This window comes from Paraburkholderia ginsengiterrae (genome assembly GCF_001645125.1).
GTDB lineage: Bacteria > Pseudomonadota > Gammaproteobacteria > Burkholderiales > Burkholderiaceae > Paraburkholderia > Paraburkholderia ginsengiterrae.
Genome location: NZ_LXKA01000111.1, coordinates 1 through 512, shown reverse-complemented (window position 1 = coordinate 512; position 512 = coordinate 1). Strand labels below are relative to the sequence as shown.

At 68.0% G+C, this 512-nt stretch carries 1 protein-coding gene; it reads right to left on the bottom strand.

The window, feature by feature from the left end; all coding sequences use genetic code 11:
* A partial coding sequence (locus A6V37_RS41715; RefSeq protein ID WP_425262272.1) for a hypothetical protein occupies positions 1-335 on the bottom strand: 335 nt, incomplete at its 3' end.
* Positions 336-512 lie beyond the last annotated feature (177 nt).

The window sequence follows — 512 nt, the reverse complement described above, 5'->3', positions numbered from 1 at the left end:
TTGCGCACCCCGAGGCGCGACGCGGTCTGCATGAACTCCTCCACCCCGCCCAGATCTTTGGCCCGCAAGGTCGGTCCCCCACTGACGCTGCCGACGATCGACTCGTCCAGACTAACCCGCTGTACGAGCTCCATCCCGCCGTACCGCCGGATCAGATGTACGTCCCCCCCCTCGCCGTCGAGATGCTCACTGTCGCTCCCACCGTGCTCTGCCAGCAGTCCGGAGCGGGCGCTCTGCTGCACCCCCGTCCGGGTCGCGCCCCCATCGGCGGCCGCCGCCCACACGCCGCTGCCGACGCGCCAGATCGTGCCGCCCGTTTGGCGGCAACTGTACATCGATCCCGTGCCTCACGGTCTCGTCGACCAGACGTTGCATCCGCCTCTCACCCTGCGCGGGGCATCGGAGCTTCTGGCCCTCTCGCCTGAAGTGCTGGGCGTGGCCCACGCTCCACTACCCTTACCCGCCATGACACTACTCCTGCTCTAACGCTCGCTGGTATCCCCAACCTAATC